The sequence below is a fragment of the uncultured Tateyamaria sp. genome (assembly GCF_947503465.1).
Classification (GTDB): Bacteria; Pseudomonadota; Alphaproteobacteria; order Rhodobacterales; family Rhodobacteraceae; genus Tateyamaria.
Map to the genome: position 1 here is coordinate 1839013 of NZ_CANNDN010000001.1, position 17304 is coordinate 1856316.

Annotated in this window: 19 protein-coding genes and 1 tRNA gene; 11 read left to right on the forward strand and 9 right to left on the reverse strand. The window is 63.0% G+C overall.

Annotated features, from left to right (window positions below):
- Nucleotides 1–3: 3 nt before the first annotated feature.
- From Q0844_RS09275 to Q0844_RS09295, 5 genes are all read left to right on the forward strand, one after another.
- The gene (locus Q0844_RS09275; RefSeq protein WP_299044157.1) at nucleotides 4–2097 is read left to right on the forward strand and encodes a S8 family serine peptidase; all 2094 of its coding nucleotides are present in this window, start codon (nucleotides 4–6) and stop codon (nucleotides 2095–2097) included.
- Between the two features lie 61 nt (nucleotides 2098–2158).
- Entirely contained in the window at nucleotides 2159–2782 is a 624-nt protein-coding gene (locus Q0844_RS09280; RefSeq protein ID WP_299044159.1) for a paraquat-inducible protein A, read from the forward strand.
- Nucleotides 2779–3402, forward strand: a complete 624-nt coding sequence (locus Q0844_RS09285; RefSeq protein WP_299044161.1) for a paraquat-inducible protein A — start codon at nucleotides 2779–2781, stop codon at nucleotides 3400–3402. The genes Q0844_RS09280 and Q0844_RS09285 overlap by 4 nt, the downstream gene beginning before the upstream one ends.
- Entirely contained in the window at nucleotides 3399–5786 is a 2388-nt protein-coding gene (locus Q0844_RS09290) for an MlaD family protein (protein WP_299044162.1), read from the forward strand. The genes Q0844_RS09285 and Q0844_RS09290 overlap by 4 nt, the downstream gene beginning before the upstream one ends.
- Nucleotides 5787–5788: 2 nt before the next feature.
- Nucleotides 5789–6334: an ABC-type transport auxiliary lipoprotein family protein gene (locus Q0844_RS09295; protein WP_299044164.1), complete on the forward strand. Its 546-nt coding sequence runs from the start codon at nucleotides 5789–5791 to the stop codon at nucleotides 6332–6334.
- Between the two features lie 60 nt (nucleotides 6335–6394).
- Here the strand turns inward: Q0844_RS09295 and Q0844_RS09300 are convergent, their stop codons facing one another.
- From Q0844_RS09300 to Q0844_RS09325, 6 genes are all read right to left on the reverse strand, one after another.
- Nucleotides 6395–6916: a hypothetical protein gene (locus Q0844_RS09300; RefSeq protein ID WP_299044165.1), complete on the reverse strand. Its 522-nt coding sequence runs from the start codon at nucleotides 6914–6916 to the stop codon at nucleotides 6395–6397.
- A 113-nt stretch (nucleotides 6917–7029) separates the two neighbouring features.
- Nucleotides 7030–7623 carry a hypothetical protein gene (locus Q0844_RS09305; RefSeq protein WP_299044167.1) on the reverse strand — a complete coding sequence of 198 codons (594 nt, stop codon included), beginning with the start codon at nucleotides 7621–7623 and terminating at the stop codon, nucleotides 7030–7032.
- Between the two features lie 101 nt (nucleotides 7624–7724).
- Nucleotides 7725–7801: transfer RNA gene (locus tag Q0844_RS09310), tRNA-Arg, on the reverse strand.
- Nucleotides 7802–7843: 42 nt separating this feature from the next.
- On the reverse strand, nucleotides 7844–8311 hold the full coding sequence (locus Q0844_RS09315; protein WP_299044168.1) for a GNAT family N-acetyltransferase: 468 nt from the start codon (nucleotides 8309–8311) through the stop codon (nucleotides 7844–7846).
- Nucleotides 8308–8766 (reverse strand): cupin domain-containing protein, encoded by a 459-nt coding sequence (locus tag Q0844_RS09320; protein ID WP_299044170.1) that lies wholly within the window; start codon nucleotides 8764–8766, stop codon nucleotides 8308–8310. The genes Q0844_RS09315 and Q0844_RS09320 overlap by 4 nt, the downstream gene beginning before the upstream one ends.
- Nucleotides 8754–9065, reverse strand: coding sequence for an ETC complex I subunit (locus Q0844_RS09325; protein ID WP_299044171.1), 312 nt, complete (start codon nucleotides 9063–9065; stop codon nucleotides 8754–8756). Before Q0844_RS09325 ends, Q0844_RS09320 begins: the two co-directional genes overlap by 13 nt.
- Nucleotides 9066–9186: 121 nt before the next feature.
- Here Q0844_RS09325 and Q0844_RS09330 point away from each other — a divergent pair, with 121 nt between their 5' ends.
- The 4 genes from Q0844_RS09330 to uvrB all read left to right on the forward strand — a co-directional run bounded on the left by Q0844_RS09330 (nucleotide 9187) and on the right by uvrB (nucleotide 14790).
- Nucleotides 9187–10278, forward strand: coding sequence for a hypothetical protein (locus Q0844_RS09330; RefSeq protein WP_299044173.1), 1092 nt, complete (start codon nucleotides 9187–9189; stop codon nucleotides 10276–10278).
- 52 nt (nucleotides 10279–10330) lie between these two features.
- Nucleotides 10331–11488, forward strand: a complete 1158-nt coding sequence (locus Q0844_RS09335) for an adenylate/guanylate cyclase domain-containing protein (protein WP_299044174.1) — start codon at nucleotides 10331–10333, stop codon at nucleotides 11486–11488.
- Nucleotides 11489–11554: 66 nt separating this feature from the next.
- Nucleotides 11555–12514: a thermonuclease family protein gene (locus Q0844_RS09340; RefSeq protein WP_299044176.1), complete on the forward strand. Its 960-nt coding sequence runs from the start codon at nucleotides 11555–11557 to the stop codon at nucleotides 12512–12514.
- A gap of 71 nt (nucleotides 12515–12585) precedes the next feature.
- On the forward strand, nucleotides 12586–14790 hold the full coding sequence (gene uvrB / locus Q0844_RS09345) for an excinuclease ABC subunit UvrB (RefSeq protein WP_299044178.1): 2205 nt from the start codon (nucleotides 12586–12588) through the stop codon (nucleotides 14788–14790).
- Between the two features lie 14 nt (nucleotides 14791–14804).
- On the opposite strand, the gene Q0844_RS09350 is transcribed toward uvrB, so the two are convergent.
- Together Q0844_RS09350 and Q0844_RS09355 are read right to left on the reverse strand one after the other, a co-directional pair.
- Nucleotides 14805–15353, reverse strand: coding sequence for a hypothetical protein (locus Q0844_RS09350; protein WP_299044179.1), 549 nt, complete (start codon nucleotides 15351–15353; stop codon nucleotides 14805–14807).
- Between the two features lie 389 nt (nucleotides 15354–15742).
- The gene (locus Q0844_RS09355; RefSeq protein WP_299044181.1) at nucleotides 15743–15949 is read right to left on the reverse strand and encodes a cold-shock protein; all 207 of its coding nucleotides are present in this window, start codon (nucleotides 15947–15949) and stop codon (nucleotides 15743–15745) included.
- 203 nt (nucleotides 15950–16152) lie between these two features.
- Here Q0844_RS09355 and Q0844_RS09360 point away from each other — a divergent pair, with 203 nt between their 5' ends.
- Together Q0844_RS09360 and Q0844_RS09365 are read left to right on the forward strand one after the other, a co-directional pair.
- A complete protein-coding gene (locus Q0844_RS09360; RefSeq protein ID WP_299044183.1) occupies nucleotides 16153–16572 on the forward strand; it encodes a hypothetical protein in 420 nt (139 codons plus the stop codon).
- Entirely contained in the window at nucleotides 16569–17039 is a 471-nt protein-coding gene (locus tag Q0844_RS09365; RefSeq protein WP_299044185.1) for a pyridoxamine 5'-phosphate oxidase family protein, read from the forward strand. Before Q0844_RS09360 ends, Q0844_RS09365 begins: the two co-directional genes overlap by 4 nt.
- Here Q0844_RS09365 and Q0844_RS09370 read toward each other — a convergent pair.
- Entirely contained in the window at nucleotides 17036–17302 is a 267-nt protein-coding gene (locus Q0844_RS09370; RefSeq protein WP_299045266.1) for a zf-TFIIB domain-containing protein, read from the reverse strand. The two genes, Q0844_RS09365 and Q0844_RS09370, sit on opposite strands and share 4 nt — an antisense overlap.
- Between the last annotated feature and the right edge of the window lie 2 nt (nucleotides 17303–17304).

Below are 17304 nucleotides of genomic sequence, written 5' to 3' on the forward strand. Positions count from 1 at the left end.
ACCATGGCACGCTGGATCCCCAACCCCGAACCGGACGCCGCGGACATCATCGATCACATCACCTATTTCCGGCTGTCGCGCGAAGGTCACCACTTTGCCGATGACCGGGAGGACGTGTGGTGGTCGGTCCTGGTCGAGCTGGAAGGCATCAGCATCGACCAGTTCGAACTGCTGTTGCAGGCGTTCGCGGATGACCTGCTGATCCCCGCGGCCTATGATGCAACCGACCGCAGCGCGGTACGCCCGCTGCAGCCCGTGGCCATTTATGCCCGCACCCGGCTGGCCGATCACCTCAATGACCGGGCCAGTGACCTGAACATTGCCTCGGTACTGCTGGGCGCGTCGGTGCCTGCGCGGTTTCTTGACCGGGGTGCCCGCGCCCGCGACCTGCCAGAGGTGATCGTCGACGATGATGCCGTGATCCAGGCCGTCGTCGATGACGGTATCGGAATTGCGCACGAGCTGTTCCGCAGCGGCGCAACAGCGACCCGCATCCACCATGCACGCATCTTCGAAGCCGAACCGCTGCCCGGCGGCGGCACCAGCATCGGGCGCGACCTGACCAAGGACAAGATCGATACGCTTTTGGCCGATTGCACGTTTGACGGCGTGCTGGACGAGGATCTGTTCTATCAGAAATCCGGGCAACTCGACTTTGCCAGGGGTGTATTTTCCACCGTGGCCCTGCGCCGGTCGCATGGCACGCACGTGATGGCGCTGGCGGCGGGTCGCACCATGGCCGAAGACGCCCAGACCCATCCGATCATCTGCGCGGCCCTGCCATCGCGGATCGTGGCGGACACAACCGGACTGGACAGCGTGCCGGTGCTTTACCTTGCCTTCCATATCCTGGTGAAACAGGCGCGCCGGTTTCGCACCCGGACGGGCGCACCGGTGCCCGTGGTGTTCAACTTTTCCTATGGCAATACCGGCGGGCCGCATGATGGCACCGGCATCTTCGCATCCATGTTCAACCATTACTTTGGGCAAGAGGGCGTTCGGGACAGCGCGTTGCTGCATGAAACCGACGAAAACACGCTCCAGCGTGCGGCGTCCCTGACCGACGGTGGATCACAAAAGGCGTGGCTGATACTGCCTGCGGGCAATGCCAACCTCGAACGGCTGCACGCCATCGACGACGGCGAAACCGACCATGACGGGGCGACAACGCTTGATCTGACGGTACAGCCGGATGACCGGACGCCGACCCACACGCAGATCTGGCTGCCGGTCAGCGCACAGGACGCGCAACCGAATTTTGCCACCATCACCGTGCAGGCCCCGTTCGACATGGACGTCGGTGTCATCGAAACCCGGCCCGGCGAACATGCGGCACTGGTCAACAAACAGGGACAGCGAATTGCATGGTTGGCCTATCAATATGTGGGCGGGCACACCCAGCGCGGGCTGGTGACACTGTCCAGCAACCCAACCGCCAACCTGTCGGAGACATCTGACCTGGCCCCCGCAGGGACATGGAAGATCACGATCAAACGGCATGCCGAGGCACCAAGGGACCCGATCCACGTCTGGGTGCGGCGGGATGAAACCCTGCCCGGGCAGATCACCGGCGGGCGGCAGGCCTTTCTGTCGAACCCCGACTACAAGCGCTTTGATCGGTTCGGGGCGCCCTTGGCCGTTGATCCGCCCCACAGCAAAAGCCCGGTGCGCCGCGCCGGGACCCTCAGCGGGTTTGCCTGCGGCGCATCACCGGTGGTCGTCGCCGCCTATACCGAACAGGAGGCGATCGTTTCAGATTACTCTGCCGCCGGACCGCTCAACCCATCGCCGAACGGCCCGGTGCCAGCCCGGGACGGGCCGGACCTGACGGCCAAGGGTGACGACAGCCTTGTGCGCCGTGGCGTGATCTCGGCCGGGTCGCGCAGCGGGTCCTGGGTGCGTCAGGCAGGCACCAGCGTTGCGTCGCCACAGGTGGCCCGCCTGGCGGGCCAGGCGATCCATGACCAGTCGGGCACAGCACGCGATTGGACGGCGCAGGCCGTCCGGGACCACCCGTTTGCGTTGCATGGGCATCCATCCCCCACGCGCGTGGGACATGGTGCCATTCGCCTGCCAAGGGACGACGTCATCGGCTAGTTCCGGAGGGGGGCGGCGCGAAATCGGTTGCTGCCACCCCCGTCTCAACTATTGTCAGCCCATGCAGCTGCCCGGCGACATCGACACAAAGACCCTGATCGCCTGCCCGAAATGCGATGCGCTGTATCGGGTTGGCACGGTGCGCAAGGGCGATCAGGCCCGTTGCACCCGGTGTCACACGCGCTTGTTCACCCGGCGGCGCGATGCGGGACTGATCATCATCAGCTCTGCGCTGGCGTCCACCATCCTGGTGATCGCGGCCCTTTTTCTGCCGTTCATCGAAATCCGGCGGCTGGGGTTCAGCAACGCCGCCACCATCGTGGATGCGGCTCTGGCCTTTTACGGCGGTCCGCTGTTTGCCCTGTCGCTTGCGGTTGTTGCCCTGATCATCGCGCTGCCACTCGCCCGGCTCGTTCTGACGCTGTACACGCTGACCCCGCTGGTCCTTGATCGCCCCCCATGGCCCGGGGCCAGACACCTGTTCCGCCTGAGCGAGGCCATGCGCCCCTGGTCCATGGCCGAAATCTTTCTGGTCGGCTGTGCGGTGTCCCTGATCAAGCTGACGGACCTGGCGCGGGTCGAATTGGGCCCCGCGTTCTGGATGTTTGTCGCGGTGGTGGTGCTGATGGCGGTGCAGAACATGGTGATGTGCCGCTGGTCGGTGTGGAAGGCACTGGAACGATGACCGTAACCGCGCGGGACAAGGGGCTGGTGTGCTGCCGGGAATGCGCGCGGGTCTGGCCCTCGGGCCAGTCCCATTGCGGCACCTGCGGCAACACGCTGCGATCCCGCGATGACCAAAGCCTGCACAAGGTCTGGGCCTGGTGGGCGGCCGGTGTGATCGCCTACATCCCCGCCAACATCTATCCCATGCTGAAAACCCGCACCCTGCTGCACACCTCCGAAGACACGATCATCGCTGGCGCGCTTGAGATTGCGGCACATGGGTCATTTGGCGTGGCCCTGATCATCCTTCTGGCATCGGTCGTGATCCCGCTGGGCAAGTTCTTTGCCATCGCGTATCTCGCGCTTGCGGTGCGGCGCCGGGCGCGCTGGCCCGCGCGGCGCCAATACATCCTCTACGAGGTTGTCGAATATATCGGGCGCTGGTCCATGATTGACGTGTTTGTGGTGGCGATCCTGTGTTCGTTGGTGCAATTGAACGTCGCGGCGTCGATCACGCCGGGTGTGGCGGCGCTGACTTTTGCGTTGTCGGTTATTTTTACGATGCTGTCGGCCCAAAGCTTTGATCCCCGTCTGATCTGGGACCGCATCGACACGCAACAGAAGGCAAGTCCGGTTTGAGTTCCGATATCCCCGACATTCAATCCGAACAGCACACCCCGCGCCGCCCTTGGGGTGGGGCGCAATGGGTATGGCTGGTGCCTGTGGCGGCCCTGCTCACGGCCGTTTGGGTGGGCCTTCAATCCTACAATGATCAAGGTCCCTTGGTGCAGATCGTCTTTGACGACGCGGCCGGTATCCTGCCGGACGAAACCGAAGTCCGGTTTCGCAATGTGCCCGTGGGCCTGGTCGAGGATATCGGCTTTAACCAGGACCTGTCGCAGGTGCTGGTCGAGGTGCGGCTGGACAAGACCGTGGCCCCCTTTGTCGATGATGGCGCCGCCTTCTGGATCGTCCGGCCCGAGGTGACCACCAGCGGCGTGACCGGCCTGGAGACCGTGCTGTCGGGCGTCTACATCGAAGGGACGTGGGACACGGATCCGGGCGGCCTTGTCACGGAACACATGGCGAGCGACCGGGCGCCGCTTGTCACCACGTACCGCGCCGGGACGCTGATCGAACTGCGGTCGACCCGGGCGGCGGGCCTGTCGGAAAACACCCCCATCCTGTTCAAGGGGATCGAGGTGGGACGGCTGGGTGCCACGACAATCTCGGTCAACGGCCAGTGGGTCACGGCCCAGGCGATCATCTATGAACCCCATGACCAGCTGGTCACAACGGCGACCCGGTTCTGGGACACCTCCGGCTTCAGCCTGTCGGTCGGTGCCTCGGGCGCGTCGCTTGACTTCTCCTCTGTCGCCTCGCTCATTTCCGGCGGGATCACCTTTGGCACGCTGGTATCGGGCGGGCAGCCCGTGCGCGAAGGGCTTGTCTACGAAGTACACCCGGACGAGGCGGCCGCGCGCAACTCCGTCTTCGAAGGCAGCAGCGGCCAGGCCCTGCGGCTGACCATGATGTTTGACGACAATGTCAGCGGGCTGACGGCAGATGCCGACGTAGAGTGGCGCGGCGTGCGCATCGGGCGGGTCGCGAACGTGTCCGGCATCGTGGATCCCGACCGTTTCGGGGACGCCCGGGTGCGCCTGTTGTCCACGGTCGAAATCAACACATCGCGCTTTGGCCTCGACGCCGATCTCGACCGGGCGCAGGCGCTGGATTTCCTGGACGCCCGCGTGGCCGAGGGGCTGCGGGCCCGTCTTGTGACCGCATCGATCCTTGCCGGGGGCCTCAAGATCGAATTGCTGACCGACCCGGATGCCGTGGCGGCGACGATCGACCGCACAGGCGATCCGTTCCCGATCTTTCCTGTCACCGAAGGCGAAGTGGCGGATGTGTCCGTCACTGCCGAAGGCGTGTTCGAACGCGTCAACGCCCTGCCCATCGAAGAATTGCTCGACAGTGCCATCCGCTTTCTGGACAACGCGACGCTGCTGGTCGCCAGCGAAGAGGTGCGCGAAACGCCCGCCGAAATCCTCGGCCTTCTGTCGGATGCGCGGGGCGTGATCAGTTCGGACGAGGTGCAGGCGCTGCCTGAAGACCTGCGCGCGATCATGGCCGACGTGCAGGCCGCGAGCGGCGATCTGCGCGGGCTGTTGGCGGACATACGCGACGCGCAGACCGTCGACCGGCTGTTGGCGGCTGTGGATCAGGTGGGGGCCGCTGCGGCAGAGGCGGACGCAGCACTCGCCGGGCTGCCGGACCTGACCTCGCGCATCGCGGACTTCGTGGACCGGGCCAATGCCCTGCCCCTGGACGTTCTTGTCGATCGGGCCAGCAGCTTCGCGCGCGAGGCGGAAACGCTGCTCGCCTCGGACCAGATGCGCGCCATGCCCGCCTCTGTCACGCAGGCCTTTGACGAATTGACAACGGTCCTGACCAACCTGACCGAGGCCGACACCGCCGATCTGCTCAGCACCGCACTTGTGGACACCAGCGAGGCGGCCACCGCCGTCGAAGATGCCGTGTCGGGCCTGCCGTCCGTTGTGGAACGGCTGGACCGGATCGCCGCCCAGGCAGAGAACGTCGAGCTCGACACGCTCGCCCGTGAACTCGAAGCAGTGCTTGCCTCGGCCCGGCAGCTTCTTGGCGACACCAGCGACGCGCAATTGCCCACCGCACTCGCCAGCGCCTTGAACGAGGCAGAGGCCGCGCTGGCAGAACTGCGGGCGGGTGGCGTCATCGAGAACACGAACGCCACGCTGTCTTCGGCCCGCCAGGCGGCGGCGGCCATCGAAAGCGCGGCAGGCGAATTGCCCGCACTTGCCGACCGCCTCAACAGCACGCTGTCCCAGGCGCAAGGCACGTTGCGCGACTACGGCGAAGGTTCGGCCTTTTCCCGCGAAACCCTGACGGCCCTGCGCGAGATCGAACGGGCAGCAAAGGCACTGACCGACCTTGCCCGCACCATCGAACGCAATCCCAATTCCCTTCTGCTAGGACGATAGACATGCGACACGCCCTTGGCCTTCTGGCCCTTTGCATTGCAACGGCCTGCAGCAGCCCCGACCAGTTCATCGCCTCGCCCAAACTGGTGGCGCAGGACCGTATCCCGACCCGGTTTTCCAGCATCGAAGTGTCGGAGGTATCGCTGCCCGCCTACGCTGCCCGAAACGAGGTGACGTCATCGGACGCCGGCGTCCTGGTGCTGTCGGACACTTTGTGGGCGGACGAACCAACGCGCGCGATGACGTTGGCGCTGTCGCGGCACTTGGCCGAAATCACCGGCGCGCGGGTCGCGTCCGATCCATGGCCATTCGACGGCTTCCCCGCCGCACGGGTCGAGGTGCGGGTCGAAGACCTGATCGTAGGCGCCGGGGCATTGCGGTTGTCGGGGCAGTATTTCGTAGTGGACCTTGACGGACGCAGACGCGATCACGCGCATCTGTTCGATCTGACCACGCCCCTGCCCGAGGGCGACCCGTCGGCGGTTGCGCAAGCGCGCGCCCAAACGGTGCTGGACCTTGCCACACTGATCGCGCGGGACGCGCTGTAGGCTGGTAGCAAGGGGCAAAGGTGCGGGCCACCCCATCACTCCAAGCGGCCCAAACCGGCGTCATTCCTTTCGGCAAAGATGCAAAACGACAAACGGCGGCATGTTGTTGTGCGGCACTGCTTCGGGCGCATCCACGCCAGCATCTTCTGCAGGCAAGCGCAGCGCCCACTGCGAAATGGACGTACTTCTGATCGTTTGTTCCTTGAGCAATCGCAGCAGGCCATCGCCTGTCACTGCGTCGCTTGTGTCCGACCGCACCACCAAGGGGCCGACCGGAACCATGTCCCGGGTCAGGATCACTTGCTCGGCGCCGCCCTTTTCGGACAGTTGGCGCGCGCTTAGGAATTCTTCGTTCTCGTCAAAATTCCCTCGCCCAGACCCCACAATCACGCGCCCTGATCCCTCTCGAAAGGTGCTCCAGCCGCTGGGACATCCTCTCGGCGTATCGAAAGCTGCAACAAGACCGGTAGGCACCAGAACCGAGGCGCGACGCTGCGCCTGCACAATTTCGGTTTTCAGTTCACTGATCACCGACTGCAGAGATTGGATGGTTCGAGTCTGCCGCTCTTCGAGCGCCTGCATACACTCGATGATATCGCTTGCCCGTGACGTAGTCGCCAGATCGGATGCGCAAGTGCCCTGCGCGTGACTTGCAAATGGCAAGGCACAAAGTGTCAATGCTACCCAAAAATGTCTCAAGGTTGGCCTCCACTTGGGAAGATTTCATCCAATGTGTCACCGGTTCCCGGTTGGGGTTGGGGTTGTGGCAAACTTGGTTGGATCCGCTCGGCTTGGGCAAGTTGCAATTTGATTTCCTCCAGATCCCGAACGATCTGGATCAACTGACCACCAACACCGACCCCGCCCTGCGTTGCGTTCACGCGGCTTAACGCTTCGTCGACTTGCGCCAGCAATGTCCGCACTTCCACGCGCGTATCGTCGACAAGCGTCGCCGAATTGCCGATCTGTTGGCGCAAATCTTCAAATTTTTCAGCCGTTTCATTGAGCTTTTGCTCTGCGGCACTCACCTTTTCGACAGCGGTTGCAACAGATGCACTTGCGGCACGGCCCGCGGTCGCTTCGATGTTTTCGTAAGCGAGACCTCCAAGCGCCAGAATGGAAACCCCACCCAACGCACCGATCAGTTGTAGGCGACCGCGTCGCTCGGTATCGCGTTTCGCAAGCTCGGCTTCGACTTCCTCCTTTATCGCCAGCTTTTGCTGCGACACAAAGCCTTCATCGCGTCGCTCCAGATACTTCTCTATTTCTTCGCGTGTCTGTTGATCCAATTAAACAACCTCGCAAATGCCAAAAATTTGTCAGAAAATAATGGTGGATTGTGCAACAGGAACGTACGCGCAGCCAGAACTTTGTGATGACTGGCAAAGCCTGGCGATCCCTGAAGGACTCGAACCCTCAACCTGCTGATTAGAAGTCAGCTGCTCTATCCAGTTGAGCTAAGGGACCGCTGGCCCTGTCATGCCGCAGCGCGGGGCACAGGGCAAGGGTTCAGAGCGTACGGGTCATGAAAACGCTCAGCGGATCGACCGTGTAATTCCCGAAAGGCGGGCATGTGGCAAAGCCGTGGGCCGCATAGAGCGCACGGGCCGGCGCAAAAAGGTCCGCCGTGCCCGTTTCAAGACTGAGCCGCGTCACGCCATGATCACGCGCATGGTCCATCAGCGCCTGCAAAATGGCGCGGGCCACGCCGCGCCCCCGCGCCTCGGCGGCGGTGTGCATGGACTTCAACTCTCCATGCTGGGGTCCGATCAAGGTCAGCGCGCCAACGCCCAACAGGGTTTGCCCGTCCCGCGCGGCGTAAAGGACAGCCTCACGCTCAAGAAGCGCGCCCGGTTCCATGACATGGCAGCTTTCGGCCGGTGAAGATGACCGCATCAGTTCGAAATGACGCCCAAGCAGCGCCACGATATCCGCTTGATCAAGCGTGGCGCGGGCAACGGACAGCACAGCGCTCACAGGGGTGGCCCCGCAAAGGTGACATCGAATTCGGCACCCAGTGCGGCTATGTCGGCAGGGTCGGACTGCGGGCCCAGACCGCGGTCGGTCGCCGCCACGAACAGGCCTTCCCCGCCACCAGGCGACAAGGTGATCAGGGCAACCGATCCTTCGGGTGCCGCGCCCTTGAACGCGTGAACCGTGCCCATGGGGATCACAACGGTGTCACCCGCATCGGCATGGAATTGATGCCCGTCCGCTTCGAACAGCAAACGCCCCCGCAGCACGACAAACACTTCGGCGGCGTTGGTGTGGATGTGACGCGGCGGGCCTGCGCCCTCGGGAATGTCCTCTTCCCAGACCGACGGAATGTGGGCATTGCCCTGAACATGGATGCGGCGTGACAACCCGAAGGCATCATTTGGTGCGCCGCCGCCCGCAGGCGTGTGCACCGCACCCGCCATCAGTGGGTCCACGCCCCACGGCGGTTCGTGGCAAAATTCTCGCCATACCCGCCGGCGCGGATATTGGTCTTGCGCCGGTTCGGCTCCTGGACGTGCGCGTCGATGCCGTGTTCCTTGGCATAGTCCAGCGCCGCCTCCTTGGTGTCAAAGGACATGCGGACCTGGGCCTGCGTGTCCGAGGACGACGTCCACCCCATCAGCGGATCCACCGACCGGGCCGAGGCCGGGGCAAATTCCAGCACCCAATGCTTGGTCTTGGCGGTCCCCGACGACATCGCGGTCTTGGCAGGCTGATAGATGCGTGCACGCATGGCATGGCTCCTGATCTGGCTGTGCTCTGTATCGGGAATTCCGCGCGCCCTCGCAAGATGCGAATTGTCTCAACCCGGTCACAGCTTGTTTGCGCACCGGGGCCATCCTAACGTCGCGCAGATGACGGATGACAGACGCACACCGGACCGCGACCGCCCGCCAAACGCCACGTTGCAGGTGTCTGGCCTGCTGATCCTTGGCGTGTTTTTCAGCACATTCCTTGTCGACAAGTCGCAGAACCTCGGTCAGTGGATCGGATGTGCGCTTGACAGCTGCGACAGCAAGACGGCCACCGCCTTTGTCACAGCCCGGGTCGGGGGGCTGGCGATTGGTGGCTTTTTCGCGATCGGGATCACCGCCTATGCGATCGGGCGGGGCACCGTGTCGCTGCGCGACGGGATGGGGGCCGCCATCGGGGTGCTGGCCGGGGCACTGTTCTCGATCCTCGAACTCAGCGTCGGCGACCGTTACGTACCGGTGCCCAAGGCCGTCCTGACCGAACTTTACATCTGGGGCGTGGTCGCGGTGCTGATGCTGGGGCCCATTCTGGCCAAGGGCAGCGCCGTATCGGCCCGCAACATCAGCATGATCTATGGGCGCATGGTGGCCATAGGCCTGACCGGTCTTGTGGCGGCCCTCGGCCTCGAGGCGGCTTATGACACCCTCAGCACGGACACAGACCCGCCCTACATTCTCAAGGCGTATTCGGTTGTGACGCTGCCGCCCATGTGGGCTGCGATGCTTGCCATCCCCTGGATGCCCGAAAGCCGCCATGCCTGGTCGCGGTTCGGGCGTATCCGGTGGGGGGCGGCCATGTGTGTCATGACACTGCTGCTGGCGGGCGGCTACGGGTTGACCGAAAGCATTTTGGGCAAGCCCGGCGTGAACAGTGACCGTGCGACGGGTATCATGACGTCGCTCAGCCTGCTTCTGGTTCCGGTGCTGGCCTGCCTGTTCGGGGTCATCCTGGCGCTCAGGAACCAACACCGGCATTGGCCCATCCTGGCGATTGTTGCCGCATCCTGCGCGGGCGGATCGGCCTATGTGCTGACCGTGCACCACCTGTCGTGGCCCACGTCGCGCGGGCTGAACTATGCCATGGTGCATGGCATGTCGGTGGTCCTCGCCGTGGGGCTGAGCGTGTGGATCGACACGGGGCTGGACGTCTGCAAACAGCGCTGGAACCGGTTTCGCGGGCATCCGGCCACCTGAAGACCCGCACGCCCGAATTGCAACAACGCCCGACCGCGCCATATCGTGCGCTATGACATGGCACGCGCAACCGCATATCGACTGGGTCCTGACCGAAGGGCGGTACATGCCGGACATCAACGCCATGTTTCAGGCCCTCGGCACGCGTCTGCACGAAGGTGGTGCACCGCTTCAGCGGGTCAGGTTCGCCATGCGCACCGTACATCCGCTGGTCACCGCCATCAGTACGATCTGGGACGCTGATCCCGACAACATCGTTGCGGTCCAGACAGCCCATGGCATGGAACAGCGCAGCGGCTATATCGGCAGCCCGCTTGCCACGATCAGAACCACGCAAGAGCCGCTGCGCCTGCGTCTGGATGGTCCGCTGGACACGGATGCGCACCGCGTCCTGCACGAGATGAAGGCCCAAGGCATCGTCGAATATTTTGGCCTGCCGATCACCTTCGCGCACGCGCCTATGGGTGGGGTCGTGGCCTATGGCACGGCACATCCCAAGGGGTTCACCGATCACGACATTGCCCAGATGACCCGCCTTGCCGATGCCTTGGCCCCGGTCATCGAATCCTATGCCCAGCACTACAAGGCCACCGCCATTGCCAAAAGCTATCTGGGTCCGCGCACGGGGCAACGGGTGCTGGACGGGCAAATCACCCGCGGCGACATCGAAACAATCGAGGCGGCAATCCTGTTCTCGGACATCCGCGGCTGGACGGCGCTGAATGCAACGGAACCACCGGACCAGGTGCTGGACATCGCCAACAGGTATTTCGAAGTCATGTCCGACGCCATCGACAACAATGGCGGAGAAATCCTCAAATTCCTGGGTGACGGGGTGCTGGCGCTGTTCCCCTCGGATGGCAGCCCGGACGGCAAGGTCGAAGCGTGCAGGCAGGCCATCAGCGCGGCGCATGCGGCGCTGGGGATCGCGGCACTGGCCGAATTGCAGGTCCCCTTCGGCACGGGCATTCACTATGGCGCGCTGCTTTATGGCAATGTCGGCGCGCGCGAACGGCTGGACTTCACCGTGTTGGGGCAATCGGTCAACATCGCATCGCGGGTCGAAGCCTTTTGCGGACGGCTGAACGAACCCGTCCTGATATCGGACCCGGTCGCCCGGATCGCCGGGCTGCCCACGCGCCGGGTCAGCACCGAGGTGCTAAAGGGGCTGGACACCCCCATGGACCTGCACGCACCCACAGCCATGTAAGCGTCATGCATCCGTTACGTCCTGGGTTCACCCTATACGCGTATTTTCAGCAGAGAGGGCAGGATTGTGCCAGGAACATCATTCACCGCCAAAGTGGACCGCGTCGTGGACGGCGACACCGTCCGCGTTTTTCTGAACGACGGGGACGACAAAAGCGAAAGCTTGCGGATCCTCAGCCTAGACACCGAAGAGGTGAACGCCGGGACAAAGCCCGTCACGCCGCTGGGCCATGCCGCGTCGGACCGGGCAAAGGAACTGATCACGCCCGGCGACACCGTCACCGTGATCCTGCCCGGCAACGAAGACCGGGACGACGCCATCGCCAAGTACCGTGGCAATTTCGGGCGTTTGCTGTGCTACCTCCAGCTTGAGGACGGCACCGACTTTCAGGAACTGATGATCCGCGAAGGCCTGTCGCCCTATTTCCAGAAATACGGGTACGCGCAGTTTTCGACGCTCCACACCCGCTATGCCGCCGCCGAACGCGCGGCGCAGGCCCACAAACTGGGGATCTGGGACCAGATCGCAAACAACGGCTCGGTCCTGCGCGATTACGCGGCCCTTGGCACGTGGTGGGACCTGCGCGCGCGCATCATCGAAGGGTACCGCGAGATCAAGCGCCGCGCGCCCGAGGTCAACCTGTTCAACACACGCCTCGACTATGATCGGCTGGTCGAAATAGCCAAGGCGCGCGGCGAAACCACCGTGTTCATGGAATTACGCGATTTCTCGCCCGTGTCGGGCGATCACGTCGTCTTTCGCACCGGCAGTCTGGCACAGCCGTACCAGCTGTTCATTCCCAACGGGAACTCCGATCAGGCGCAGGACATCATGAACCTGATCCTGACCCGGTACCGCCCGGATGGCGAGGGCACGCCGCGCCGGTCCTATGCCTATGTCACCGGGCCGACCAAGATGTTTCCCGACAATGACACAGGCCGCCCGGAAATCGTCGTGACGGACCCCGATCAGATCACCGACTGGCCTGCGTCGGCTTTGGAACGATCGGGCCTGATCACGGCGTAAGGCCCCGCTCCTGCCACGCACTGACAGCAGCCCCCCTTGCATCACGGGGCACACGCAACAGATAACGAGGCATGGCCTACGCACATACCGATTCCTCCGAACCCGTCACCTACCTCGCCAACCCGGCCGAGGATGTCCGCACCCGGCTGAAGCTGGAAGGCGGCAAGCAACTGGTGATGAACACCGAATTCCAACCGGCGGGTGACCAGCCCACGGCGATCAGGGAACTGGCCCAGGGGGTTCTGGACGGCGATCGCGACCAGGTCCTGCTGGGCGCCACCGGCACGGGCAAGACCTACACCATGGCCAAGGTGATCGAGGAAACCCAGCGCCCGGCCATCATCCTTGCCCCCAACAAGACGCTCGCCGCGCAGCTCTATGGCGAATTCAAGGGCTTCTTCCCCGACAACGCCGTCGAATACTTCGTCAGCTACTACGACTACTACCAGCCCGAAGCCTATGTCGCCCGGTCCGACACCTACATCGAGAAAGAAAGCCAGATCAACGAACAGATCGACCGCATGCGCCACTCCGCCACGCGGGCGCTGCTGGAACGTGACGACGTGATCATCGTCGCCTCCGTCTCGTGCATCTACGGCATCGGGTCGGTCGAAACCTACGGGGCCATGACGCAGGACCTCAAGACCGGCAAGGAATACGACCAGCGCCAGGTCATCGCGGACCTCGTCGCCCAGCAATACAAGCGCAACGACCACGCCTTCCAGCGCGGCTCCTTCCGCGTGCGCGGCGACTCGCTCGAAATCTTCCCCGCCCACCTCGAAGACCGCGCCTGGAAGCTGTCCTTCTTCGGCGAGGAACTGGAATCCATCACCGAATTTGACCCGCTCACGGGTGAAAAATGCGACACGCTCGACCACATCCGCGTCTACGCCAACTCGCACTACGTCACACCCAAGCCCACGATGAACCAGGCCATCATCGGCATCAAGAAAGAGCTGAAAATCCGCCTCGACCAACTGGTGGGCGAGGGCAAGCTGCTCGAAGCGCAACGGCTCGAACAGCGCACCAATTTCGACCTCGAAATGCTCGAAGCCACCGGCGTCTGCAACGGCATCGAAAACTATTCCCGCTACCTCACGGGCCGCGCCCCGGGGGAGCCACCCCCCACCCTGTTCGAATTCATCCCCGACAACGCCATCGTCTTTGCGGATGAATCCCACGTCTCCGTCCCCCAGATCGGCGGCATGTACAAGGGCGACTACCGGCGCAAGTTCACGCTGGCCGAACACGGCTTCCGGCTCCCAAGCTGCATGGACAACCGCCCCCTGAAATTCGAGGAATGGGACGCCATGCGCCCGCAATCCGTCTTCGTCTCCGCCACGCCAGCGGCATGGGAAATCGAACAGACCGGCGGCGTCTTCACCGAACAGGTCATCCGCCCCACCGGCCTTCTGGACCCGCCCGTCGAAATCCGCCCGGTCGAGATGCAGGTCGATGACCTGCTGGACGAGGTCCAAAAGGTCGCCAAACAGGGCATGCGCACGCTCTGCACCACGCTCACGAAACGGATGGCCGAAGACCTCACCGAATACATGCACGAACAGGGCATCCGCGTCCGCTACATGCACTCCGACATCGACACGCTGGAACGGATCGAAATCCTGCGCGACCTGCGCTTGGGCGCCTTCGACGTGCTGATCGGCATCAACCTGCTGCGCGAGGGGCTCGACATCCCCGAATGCGGCCTTGTCGCGATCCTCGACGCGGATAAGGAAGGGTTCCTGCGGTCCGAGACGTCCCTCGTCCAGACCATCGGACGGGCGGCAAGAAACGCCGATGGCCGCGTGATCATGTATGCCGACAAGATCACAGGCTCCATGGAACGCGCATTGGCCGAAACCAACCGCCGCCGCGCCAAGCAGATGGCCTATAACGAGGAACACGGGATCACGCCCGAGACGGTGAAAAAGAATGTCGAGGACGTGCTGGCGGGCCTCTACAAGGGCGACGTCGACATGAACCGCGTCACTGCCCAGATCGACGCCCCATTGGCGGGCGGCAACCTGCAAGCCGTCCTCGACGGCCTGCGCGCCGACATGCGCAAGGCGGCCGAGAACCTCGAGTTCGAGGAAGCCGCGCGGTTGCGGGATGAGGTCAAACGGCTGGAAACGGTCGATCTGGTCGTCGCGGATGATCCGCTGGCGCGGCAATATGCGCTCGAGAAGGCCGTGGATGATGCGCAGAAGGCATCGGGGCGCTCAACGGCAGGGCGGGCCGGGCAACGCGGTGGGAATGTGAAGCGGCGGAAGCGGTAGATGGAACGCCAACCCTAGACTTGCGTTAGAAAGCCTTGATAGGCCGACAAAAGACCTGCGACAAATAGAGCTAAGCCGGTGGCGGCAATCAACACAGAAAGAACGTGAAAGGCAAACCCAACTTTTTCTAACCGTTTTGAGTTCGAGTCATACAGCAATTGAGCAAGATAAGCGAAACCTGCGACTAGTGATGCAGCAACAACTCCAAAGGCAAAAAGTAGCAATGCCTTCGTCAGAAGTCTGAATAACTCATCTCCCTGCTCAGTGTAGCTACCCAAAAAGGTAAGCACGGCAATCGCGGCAGCTCCATTTACCAATACTAAGGTTCTGATCGCTCCTTGGCCGAAGGTAATCACAGCTCGCATCATCTCCAGCCGAGCTTCTTTCCAGAGTTCCATCCTACGATTGTATTTGCGCCATACATGCTCTTTTGAGGCGTCTGAGTTTGATACGATCCTATCTAACTCAGCGGACAACCTGAGCGGATCAATTGTAGCGTCTTTATCACTGGCCAATTCGCGCACGTCGTCACGAAGCAACTCAAGATCTTCTCTAAGCGCCATCTGCAAAACCTACATAATCGTAGGGTGGGCAATGTGCCCACCTGTCATTCGGATCGGTCATATCCCAACGCTTGCAATCTGCCCACCCTCCCCCATAACCAATCGCGCCATACGGTGGGCAGATTGCCCACCCTGCAAAACACCTCACAACCTGTTCCGCAGCCCGGCCCACACCGTCTTTCACCGACCCCACCGCACGCACAAAGCGCACATCGCGCAACCCATCCCATGTGTGTCCCCGACCGGCCCCCACATGATCTGCCACAACTTAACCATTTGATAACAAACAAGGTTTCGCGCGCGAAACCCCGCGAAACGCAAAACGCGGCCCTCTTTCGAGCGCCGCGCCAAATCTCAAACCGTCAGGCGGGGCTCACCCCGCCACCCGCTCACACCAGGGCGATGTTGACCGCGCTTTCGCGCCCGTCACGACCGGCTTCCAGGTCAAACGTGACCTTCTGGTTGTCCGCCAGACCCGTCAGGCCCGAACGCTCAACGGACGAGATGTGCACAAACACGTCCTTGCTGCCGCCCTCGGGGGCGATGAAACCGAAACCTTTGGTGGCGTTGAACCATTTCACTGTGCCATTGGCCATGTGATGTCTTCCTTCAGAAAATACCGCTCGCGACATGCAGCGGTCCGGCCTAGTCGTCATGATCGAGAGACTGGTCGCCGTGAGGAAAATCAGAACATCGAGTAGAATAGCTATGCGAGGCTGGCCTGACAGCTTCCGGCACAAAGCACAAGCATATTCGCACAAGGCGTGTACCCGGACACAAACAGCACTACCATCCCGGCATGCGTATTTTGACCCTTCTTGCCCTTGTCGCCGCCCCCGCCCACGCGTGGGAATTCACCCCGACCCCCGTCTGCACCCTGGCCCACAGCGAGGCCCGGGCCGAGGTCGCGGTGACCTATGACCACGCTACGGCACTTTATGCGATTGCGATCACCAACGCCGATGGCTGGCCCAGCGCACCCGCGTTCTCGATCCGCTTTGACGGCGCGCAGCCCAACACGATCTCGACCACGCGGCACAGCATGGACGCACAAACGCTGACGGTCACAGATGCAGGGTTCGGCAACGTCCTGGACGGGATCGAATTCAACAGCACCGCCACCGCTTTCACCCAAACCGCCGCCGTCACACTGTCGCTCGATGGCGCAGCGCCAGAGGTACAGAAGTTCCGCGCCTGCGCCACCGCCCCCATCGCATGACAGACCCATTCCGGACACCGGATGACGACGCCCGCGCCACGGCGCGGCAGCTTGTTGATGATGCGACCTTTGCGGCGCTGGCCGTCACGGATCCGCAAACAGGTCATCCTTCGGTCACACGCATTGCGCTGGCAACCGACACGGACGGAACACCTGTGTCGCTGATCTCCGATCTGTCGACCCATACGGCGGCACTGGTCAACCAACCCGCCTGCGCCCTGCTGGTGGGCGAGCCCGCCGACAAGGGCGATCCGCTGACCCACCCGCGGCTGACACTGCACTGCACCGCCAGGTTCATCCCACACGCACAAGACGCTCAATTGCGCGCGCACTATCTTGCCGCGCGACCCAAGGCCACGCTTTATGCCGGGTTCACCGATTTCCGTTTTGTCAGGTTCACCGTCGATACCGGCCTCTTGAACGGGGGCTTCGGCAAGGCATTCAAACTGGGGCCGGGCGACCTCTAGAAATCAAAGATATCGCCCAGCAGATCGCCCATCCCCTTTTTCTTCTTCCGGCGTGGATCATGCCCGCGTTCATCATAGCCGCGCTGGGGTTGCGCGGTCGCTTGAGGCGGCGGGGGCGGCGGGCTGTAGGCCGCTGCACGCTCGATGATCTTGTCCAGCTCACCCCGGTCCAGCCACACCCCGCGACATTGCGGGCAATAGTCAATCTCGACCCCGCTGCGGTCGGTGATGACAAGGGGCGTTCCGTCAATGGGGCATTGCATGG

What these genes read in the sequence shown, in the direction of transcription:
- Q0844_RS09275 (WP_299044157.1), top strand. Translation starts at nt 4, where the DNA reads ATGGCACGCTGGATCCCCAACCCCGAACCGGACGCCGCGGACATCATC.
- Q0844_RS09280 (WP_299044159.1), top strand. Translation starts at nt 2,159, where the DNA reads ATGCAGCTGCCCGGCGACATCGACACAAAGACCCTGATCGCCTGCCCG.
- Q0844_RS09285 (WP_299044161.1), top strand. Translation starts at nt 2,779, where the DNA reads ATGACCGTAACCGCGCGGGACAAGGGGCTGGTGTGCTGCCGGGAATGC.
- Q0844_RS09295 (WP_299044164.1), top strand. Translation starts at nt 5,789, where the DNA reads ATGCGACACGCCCTTGGCCTTCTGGCCCTTTGCATTGCAACGGCCTGC.
- Q0844_RS09300 (WP_299044165.1), bottom strand. Translation starts at nt 6,916, where the DNA reads ATGCAGGCGCTCGAAGAGCGGCAGACTCGAACCATCCAATCTCTGCAG.
- Q0844_RS09325 (WP_299044171.1), bottom strand. Translation starts at nt 9,065, where the DNA reads ATGCGTGCACGCATCTATCAGCCTGCCAAGACCGCGATGTCGTCGGGG.
- Q0844_RS09330 (WP_299044173.1), top strand. Translation starts at nt 9,187, where the DNA reads ATGACGGATGACAGACGCACACCGGACCGCGACCGCCCGCCAAACGCC.
- Q0844_RS09335 (WP_299044174.1), top strand. Translation starts at nt 10,331, where the DNA reads ATGACATGGCACGCGCAACCGCATATCGACTGGGTCCTGACCGAAGGG.
- uvrB (WP_299044178.1), top strand. Translation starts at nt 12,586, where the DNA reads ATGGCCTACGCACATACCGATTCCTCCGAACCCGTCACCTACCTCGCC.
- Q0844_RS09350 (WP_299044179.1), bottom strand. Translation starts at nt 15,353, where the DNA reads ATGGCGCTTAGAGAAGATCTTGAGTTGCTTCGTGACGACGTGCGCGAA.
- Q0844_RS09355 (WP_299044181.1), bottom strand. Translation starts at nt 15,949, where the DNA reads ATGGCCAATGGCACAGTGAAATGGTTCAACGCCACCAAAGGTTTCGGT.
- Q0844_RS09360 (WP_299044183.1), top strand. Translation starts at nt 16,153, where the DNA reads ATGCGTATTTTGACCCTTCTTGCCCTTGTCGCCGCCCCCGCCCACGCG.
- Q0844_RS09365 (WP_299044185.1), top strand. Translation starts at nt 16,569, where the DNA reads ATGACAGACCCATTCCGGACACCGGATGACGACGCCCGCGCCACGGCG.
- Q0844_RS09370 (WP_299045266.1), bottom strand. Translation starts at nt 17,302, where the DNA reads ATGCAATGCCCCATTGACGGAACGCCCCTTGTCATCACCGACCGCAGC.